This is a genomic window from Peribacillus sp. NPDC096540, assembly GCF_050278525.1.
Lineage (GTDB): Bacteria > Bacillota > Bacilli > Bacillales > DSM-1321 > Peribacillus.
In genome coordinates this window covers 39,725-47,754 of record NZ_JBNNTG010000034.1, presented here as the reverse complement: position 1 = coordinate 47,754, position 8,030 = coordinate 39,725, and the positions used below count along the sequence as shown (strand labels likewise).

Here is an 8,030-nt window from a genome sequence, read left to right as displayed (position 1 = left end):
ACCCGTTCCCATTCCGAACACGGCAGTTAAGCTCTTCAGCGCCGATGGTAGTTGGGGGTTTCCCCCTGTGAGAGTAGGACGCCGCCAAGCCATTTAAAAAGATCAGCCAATCTGGCTGGTCTTTTTTTGTTTGATTTTACAAATAGATAGCAACTCAAAGATCAGCAAAGATGTTGGTCTTCTTTGTGTTTGATCAGTTGTTTGGATTCGGCAGGAGAATTAAAACACGTAATAGAATATTCTACTATAAATCGGTTTTGTGTTTAACTGTTTAGGGTATTTATCTAAGATATTTAAATTTTAGTGTGCATTAGGGTATGTAAGTACATATAATTTGGAGAAAATGGATAATACATTAAAACGAGTGCATTTAAGTTGCAAAATGCATTTTTCCTTGTATAATAATAGTCAAATATAGTCAAAGTCAGATTGGAGGAGGCTGAGTGAGAAACATATCTGATATTATCGAAACTTATTTGAAACAAGTACTAGAAATAAGTCAGAAAGATATCTTAGAAATTAAAAGAAGTGAAATAGCAGATAAATTTCAGTGTGTTCCTTCTCAAATCAATTACGTAATTAATACCAGGTTTACAATCGAAAGAGGTTATGTTGTAGAGAGTAAGCGTGGAGGCGGCGGTTATATACGGATCATGAAAGTGAAATCGCAGGATTACGTGCATCTTATTAACCAATTATTATCCCTTATTGGTTCTAGGGTAACTCAATCGATGGCTGAAGGTGTTATTTCTCGGCTTATGGGTGAAGAAGTTATTAATGAAAGAGAAGCCAAAATCATGATGAGCGTCATTGATAGATCGGTGATTTATATAGACTTACCCGACCGAGATGAGCTTAGGGCAAGGATTTTAACTGCGATGCTTACAACTTTAAAATATAAATGAAACTGGCAGAGGTGATGAACATGATTTGCCAAGAATGTCATCAAAGGCCTGCTACCCTGCACTTCACCAAGATCATTAATGGAAAAAAAACAGAGGTTATGTTTTGTAAGAAATGTGCCCAGGAAAAAGGTGAAATGGCTATGGATGCAGGACATGGTTTTTCAATAAATAATTTGTTAGCAGGATTGTTGAATATGGAGTCGAATATTCAACAGACGAAGGCAAATGCATTTCCTAAGACAGAAGAGAAGCGCTGCCCTCATTGTCATCGATCCTATAAAGAGTTTGTCCACCTAGGTAAATTTGGATGTGCTGAATGTTATAAAACTTTCAATGATCAATTAAATCCGATTTTAAAGAGGGTTCATAGCGGCAACACTGCACATATAGGTAAAATACCAAAAAGGATTGGTGGCACCATTTATCTTCGTAAACAAATTTCAGATTTGAAAGAGGTTTTAAAGGTTCACATCAATCAAGAAGAATTTGAGAAAGCAGCAGAAGTAAGAGATAAGGTTCGTTCCCTTGAAAAAAGGTATGAAGCACAAGAGGGAGGCGAAGAATTATGAGTTTAGAAAAGTTTGTAGAAAACGCCTTGAGTTCCTGGATGAGTGCCGAAGGACCTGAAATTGATATTGTATTAAGTTCTAGAATTCGGTTGGCCAGGAATTTCAAAGATTTTACCTTTCCTACCTCCTTTTCTAACGAAGAAGCTAAAGAAATCATTGAATTAGTAAAAAAAAGAATTGAAGAGGAAGTTACCCCGGAGATTGGCAAACTTGAACTTGTAGAGATTGACCAGATACAACCACTAGAAAAGCGTGTTCTCGTTGAAAAACATTTAATCAGTCCTCATTTAGTTGATGAATCAGCAAAAGGAGCATGTCTTCTTTCGGAAAATGAAGAAATAAGTATCATGATCAATGAAGAGGATCATCTCCGTATTCAGTGTTTAATGTCTGGTCTGCAGCTAAAAGAAACGTTAAAGCTCGCAAATGTTCTTGACGATTGGATTGAAGAATCCATAGACTATGCATATGATGAAGAAAGAGGATACTTGACTAGTTGTCCAACTAATGTGGGAACGGGATTAAGGGCTTCGGTCATGATGCATCTGCCAGGCCTAGTCCTTACACAGCAGATGAATCATATTATACCGGCTATCAATCAATTAGGTTTGGTAGTTCGAGGGATTTATGGAGAGGGCAGTCAAGCGTTAGGGAATATCTTTCAAATCTCTAATCAAATTACTCTCGGAAAGTCTGAAAGAGACATTGTGGAAGATCTAACGAGTGTAGTTCAACAAATCATTGCCCAGGAAAGGTCAGCAAGGGATGCATTAGTGAAGACCTCTCACATACAATTAGAAGATAGAGTTTACCGTTCTTATGGGATTTTGTCTAATGCTCGAGTCATTGAGACTAAAGAAGCAACTACCTGTATCTCCGATGTTAGGTTAGGTATAGATCTTGGGTATATAAAAAATATTTCTAAAAGCATTCTAAATGAGTTGATGATATTAACTCAGTCGGGATTTTTACAAAAATACGCAGGTGGCCCATTAAGATCCCATGAAAGGGATATCCGTAGAGCAGCACTCATTCGAGAACGCTTAAACTTCACGGAAACTTCCTCCTCATAGAGGTTAATTACCTCTGAGTGAGTACCTATATTTATGTAATAAATGTTGTGCAATGAAGCCTCTGCCGTTACTTAGAGTAGCTTTACTCAAAACGAAAATTCTTAAGGAGGAATTCCCTATGATGTTTGGTCGTTTTACTGAAAGAGCCCAGAAAGTATTAGCATTAGCCCAAGAAGAAGCAATCCGTTTAGGACATAATAATATTGGTACAGAGCATATTTTATTAGGCCTGGTTCGAGAAGGCGATGGTATTGCTGCTAAAGCATTATACGCCCTTGGTTTAGGAGCGGAAAAAATTCAGAAAGAAGTAGAAAACCTAATTGGCCGTGGACAGGATACTGCCCAAACAATACACTATACTCCAAGAGCTAAAAAAGTCATTGAGCTTTCTATGGATGAAGCTAGAAAATTAGGTCATTCATATGTCGGGACAGAGCATGTACTTCTTGGTCTAATACGAGAAGGCGAAGGTGTTGCAGCCCGAGTACTGAATAATCTTGGAGTAAGCTTGAATAAAGCACGCCAACAGGTATTACAGCTGTTAGGCAGTAATGAATCAGGTGGACATCAGGGATCAACAGCCTCAAATGCAAGCACACCAACTTTGGATAGTCTTGCCCGAGATTTAACGGCGATTGCTCGTGAAGGCAGCCTGGATCCTGTTATCGGAAGAAGTAAAGAAATACAGCGTGTCATTGAGGTATTAAGCCGTCGTACAAAAAATAACCCAGTATTAATCGGTGAACCTGGGGTTGGTAAAACAGCCATCGCTGAAGGTCTTGCCCAACAGATCATTAATAATGAGGTACCTGAAATCCTGCGTGATAAACGCGTTATGACACTTGATATGGGTACTGTTGTAGCTGGAACGAAATATCGTGGTGAGTTTGAGGACCGTTTAAAGAAAGTGATGGACGAAATTCGTCAGGCAGGCAATATCATCTTATTCATCGATGAGTTGCACACATTGATTGGTGCTGGCGGGGCAGAAGGTGCCATTGATGCTTCCAATATCCTTAAACCTTCATTGGCCCGTGGTGAATTACAATGTATCGGTGCAACGACTTTGGATGAGTACCGTAAATATATCGAAAAAGACGCTGCGCTCGAACGCCGTTTTCAACCAATTCAAGTCGACGAGCCAACAATAGAAGAGTCCATTCAAATATTGAAGGGTTTACGTGACCGGTATGAAGCCCATCACCGCGTTTCAATTACGGATGAAGCTATTGACGCAGCAGTTAAATTATCTGATCGTTATATTTCCGATCGCTTCTTACCGGATAAAGCGATTGACCTGATTGATGAAGCAGGTTCAAAAGTACGGTTACGCTCATATACAACACCACCAAACTTAAAAGAACTTGAAGTGAAACTAGATGATGTTCGTAAGGAAAAGGACGCTTCCGTTCAAAGTCAGGAGTTTGAAAAAGCTGCTTCACTTCGCGATACAGAACAACGTTTAAGAGAACAATTGGAAGAAACGAAGAAAACATGGAAAGAAAAACAAGGGCAAGAGAACAGTGAAGTGACAGTGGATGATATTGCCCATGTCGTATCCAGCTGGACGGGAGTTCCGGTAACTAAACTGGCACAAACTGAGTCTGATAAACTGCTTAAAATGGAATCAATTCTCCATGATCGTGTAATTGGGCAGGAAGAAGCCGTCATAGCGGTCTCTAAAGCGGTACGACGTGCAAGAGCAGGATTGAAAGATCCTAAGCGTCCAATCGGTTCATTCATCTTCTTGGGGCCTACAGGAGTTGGTAAAACCGAGCTTGCCCGTGCTCTAGCTGAATCCATCTTTGGTGATGAAGATGCTATGATAAGGATTGATATGTCTGAATATATGGAGAAACATTCAACTTCACGTCTTGTTGGATCCCCTCCAGGATATGTGGGATATGAAGAAGGCGGACAGTTAACAGAAAAAGTGCGGAGAAAACCATATTCCGTCGTTCTGCTTGATGAAATTGAAAAGGCACATCCAGATGTTTTTAATATTCTTCTTCAAGTACTAGAAGACGGAAGGCTGACAGACTCTAAAGGCCGTACTGTCGATTTTAGGAATACGATTCTGATTATGACATCAAATGTTGGGGCCTCTGCATTAAAAATTGATAAGTATGTCGGCTTTAACATCCAGGACACTGGCCAGGACTACAAAAATATGAAAGGGAAAGTGATGGAAGAACTTAAACGTGCCTTCCGCCCAGAATTCCTGAATCGTATTGATGAGACCATCGTGTTCCACTCGTTAGAGAAAGATCACTTGAAACAAATTGTTACCTTAATGTCTAATCAGCTGACTACCCGTTTGAAAGAACAGGAAATATACTTGGAGCTGACAGATGCGGCAAGAGAAAAAATTGCTACGGAGGGCTTTGATCCTGAATACGGGGCACGTCCAATCCGTAGAGCGCTTCAGAAACATGTAGAAGATTATTTGTCCGAAGAGTTGCTTAAAGGTAATGTGAAAAAAGGGCAAACGGTCGTGATGGACGTTGTGAATAATGAGTTTGCAATCCGACAAGGCGAGCCTGTTAACGTAAGTGAATAATCTGATTCTAAACTTCGAGGTACACGCAGATTTTTTGCAGTGTACCTCTGTTTTTTATTCATAGGTAGAAATGTTCATATTTAAATTTTTTTTAGCAAATAATATCTGTTGGGGAAAAAGGAAATATGGGTGTAACGTAATTTTTTAAAAAACTTATCATTAAAAAAGGTTTAAATAAAACCGAGATATAATATCCTTTATATAGGTATTTTTTCAAATAGGAAGAGGAGTAATTATGGCTGCAAAAAAGAAAACGAAGTTTATGTGTCAGTCTTGTGGGTATGAATCGGCGAAGTGGATGGGAAAATGCCCGGGCTGTGGAGAATGGAATAAGATGGTCGAGGAAACCGAAATTGTTAAACCGGCTAGAAAAGGAGCTTTTACTCATTCAGAGGTTAGAGGTTCCGGGGAACGTGAGAAGGCAGCACCTATTACTACTATTCAGTCAGACAAGGAACCTCGGATTAAGACGGATTTAATGGAATTGAATCGTGCGCTTGGTGGTGGGATTGTGCAGGGGTCACTCGTGTTGATTGGCGGTGATCCGGGTATTGGTAAATCAACACTACTTTTGCAAGTATCTTCACAGTTGGCACATAAACAGAAAAAAGTGCTGTATATTTCAGGCGAAGAATCAGTTAAACAAACCAAATTGAGAGCGGACCGGCTTGGAGTTATGTCAGAAAATCTATTCGTTTATGCAGAAACGGATATGGATTATATTCAGCAAGCAATTCAAGAGGTAAATCCAGATTTAGTTATTATTGATTCAATTCAAACGGTGTACCATTCGGAAGTTACGTCCGCCCCGGGAAGTGTTTCACAAGTGAGGGAATGTACGGCGTCACTCATGCGTATTGCGAAGACGAATGGAATTGCTATCTTTATCGTCGGGCATGTTACGAAAGAAGGGGCGATTGCAGGACCACGTTTGCTTGAGCATATGGTAGACACTGTTTTATATTTTGAAGGAGAAAGACACCATACATATCGAATTATACGCGCGGTCAAAAACCGCTTTGGTTCGACAAATGAGATGGGTATTTTTGAAATGAAGGAACATGGTCTAGAAGAAGTAGCAAATCCCTCGGAAATTTTCCTTGAGGAACGATCACAAGGAGCTTCAGGATCTACCGTTGTTGCGTCAATGGAAGGAACAAGACCGGTGCTCGTCGAAATTCAGGCATTAATTTCACCGACGAGTTTTGGTAATCCAAGGCGAATGGCTACGGGGATTGACCACAATCGGGTTTCGCTTTTAATGGCTGTCTTGGAAAAGAGAGTGGGTTTGTTGCTACAAAACCAAGATGCTTACCTAAAGGTTGCTGGAGGTGTCAAGCTGGATGAACCTGCAATTGATCTGGCTGTGGCAATTAGCATCGCCTCAAGCTTTCGTGATAAACCAACAAATCCCGCCGATTGCATCATTGGAGAAGTTGGGTTAACAGGGGAAGTAAGAAGGGTGTCCCGGATTGAACAACGAGTACAGGAAGCAGCAAAGCTAGGGTTTGAACGGGTCATTATACCAGCTAATAATATAGGTGGATGGACCGTTCCAAAGGGCATTAAGATTGTTGGGGTTTCATCGGTTTCGGAGGCTCTTCAACATTCGTTAGGAGGGTAAAGATGACAGATAAAAAAGGGTATGAGAAAACAAAATTGGAGATTTTGCAAATTGTAGCCCCAGGTACCCCGCTTCGTGAAGGCATTGAAAATGTACTGAGGGCAAATACGGGTGGATTGATAGTGGTTGGTTATAACGAAAAGGTGCGCACAATTGTAGATGGTGGCTTCGAAATTAACTGTAACTGTACCCCAAGTACATTATATGAGCTGGCAAAGATGGACGGAGCCATCATTTTAAATGAAAAAGCCGATACCATCATTTTCGCAAATGCTCAATTAGTACCTGATAATAGTACACCCTCCACCGAAACAGGAATGCGGCACCGGACAGCGGAACGTGTAGCCAGGGAGACCAAGTCTTTGGTAATTGCAATCTCACAACGTCGAAATGTAATCACTTTATATCAAGGCAATTTTCGATATGCTCTTAAAGATATAGGGGTCATACTTGCTAAGGCTAATTTGGCCATTCAAACCTTGGAAAAATATAAGGTGGTTCTGCAGCAGAGCATATCTGTGTTAGGAGCTCTGGAATTTGAAGAACTCGTTACCTATGCTGACCTTTTACAAGTATTTCACCGTTATGTTATGGTTCTTCGAATCAAAGCGGAGTTACTTACCTACCTAAATGAACTCGGTACAGAAGGACGGCTGATACGTCTGCAAATGAACGAAATTCTGGCAGATATTGAAACGGAAGGAAAATGGCTTATCAAGGATTATACCTCTAGTAATGATGAAAAACCTGAAGAAATCATTTTCCGGCTTCAAGAGTTGGCCATGCAGGAACAACTGGATGAAAGTATACTTTTAAAGGTACTGGGCTATCATGGTTACATTCATCTTGATGAGGCTATACATGCTCGTGGATACCGGATTCTTCATAAAATCCCACGCTTGCCGGGTTTGATCATTGAAAATTTAGTGAAAAAGTTCGAAAGCTTTAAAGAGGTCAATAAAGCAACGGTTGAAGATCTTGACGATGTTGAAGGTATTGGTGAAGTCCGAGCAAATAAAATTAGAGAAGGACTTCGTATTTTGAAAAATCAGCTTGTCACAAACCGAAGGATGTAAGGTGCAACCGTACAACTAAATTTTCCTAAATTAGCTTGAAATTGATTAGTGTTTATTTTTGACACTCAAAACTTAGGGTGCTAGGCTAATAATACGAAAAAGAGAAGAAATCGTATTTGTAAATCCACTAATTCCTTAGCTGGATTTCACCTATATAATGAAAACGAATTTTTGAAGGTTTCATTTTTTTTTATTGGTCAATAATGAGTAGAGGGAGGTGAAA

General features: G+C 40.0%; 6 protein-coding genes and 1 rRNA gene. All 7 read left to right on the top strand.

Features of this window, described 5'->3' with window-relative positions; genetic code table 11:
* Positions 1-90 (top strand): 5S ribosomal RNA (gene rrf / locus ACQKMR_RS23030); the annotation flags it as partial.
* Between the two features lie 353 nt (positions 91-443).
* Positions 444-905, top strand: coding sequence for a CtsR family transcriptional regulator (locus ACQKMR_RS23025; RefSeq protein ID WP_427699366.1), 462 nt, complete (start codon positions 444-446; stop codon positions 903-905).
* A gap of 20 nt (positions 906-925) precedes the next feature.
* A complete protein-coding gene (locus ACQKMR_RS23020) occupies positions 926-1,474 on the top strand; it encodes a UvrB/UvrC motif-containing protein (protein WP_427699365.1) in 549 nt (182 codons plus the stop codon).
* Positions 1,471-2,547, top strand: coding sequence for a protein arginine kinase (locus tag ACQKMR_RS23015; RefSeq protein WP_427699364.1), 1,077 nt, complete (start codon positions 1,471-1,473; stop codon positions 2,545-2,547). The genes ACQKMR_RS23020 and ACQKMR_RS23015 overlap by 4 nt, the downstream gene beginning before the upstream one ends.
* 118 nt (positions 2,548-2,665) lie before the next feature.
* Positions 2,666-5,107: an ATP-dependent protease ATP-binding subunit ClpC gene (clpC, locus tag ACQKMR_RS23010; protein WP_427699363.1), complete on the top strand. Its 2,442-nt coding sequence runs from the start codon at positions 2,666-2,668 to the stop codon at positions 5,105-5,107.
* Between the two features lie 235 nt (positions 5,108-5,342).
* Positions 5,343-6,731: a DNA repair protein RadA gene (gene radA, locus ACQKMR_RS23005; protein WP_427699362.1), complete on the top strand. Its 1,389-nt coding sequence runs from the start codon at positions 5,343-5,345 to the stop codon at positions 6,729-6,731.
* Between the two features lie 2 nt (positions 6,732-6,733).
* A complete protein-coding gene (gene disA / locus ACQKMR_RS23000) occupies positions 6,734-7,807 on the top strand; it encodes a DNA integrity scanning diadenylate cyclase DisA (RefSeq protein ID WP_427699361.1) in 1,074 nt (357 codons plus the stop codon).
* Positions 7,808-8,030 lie beyond the last annotated feature (223 nt).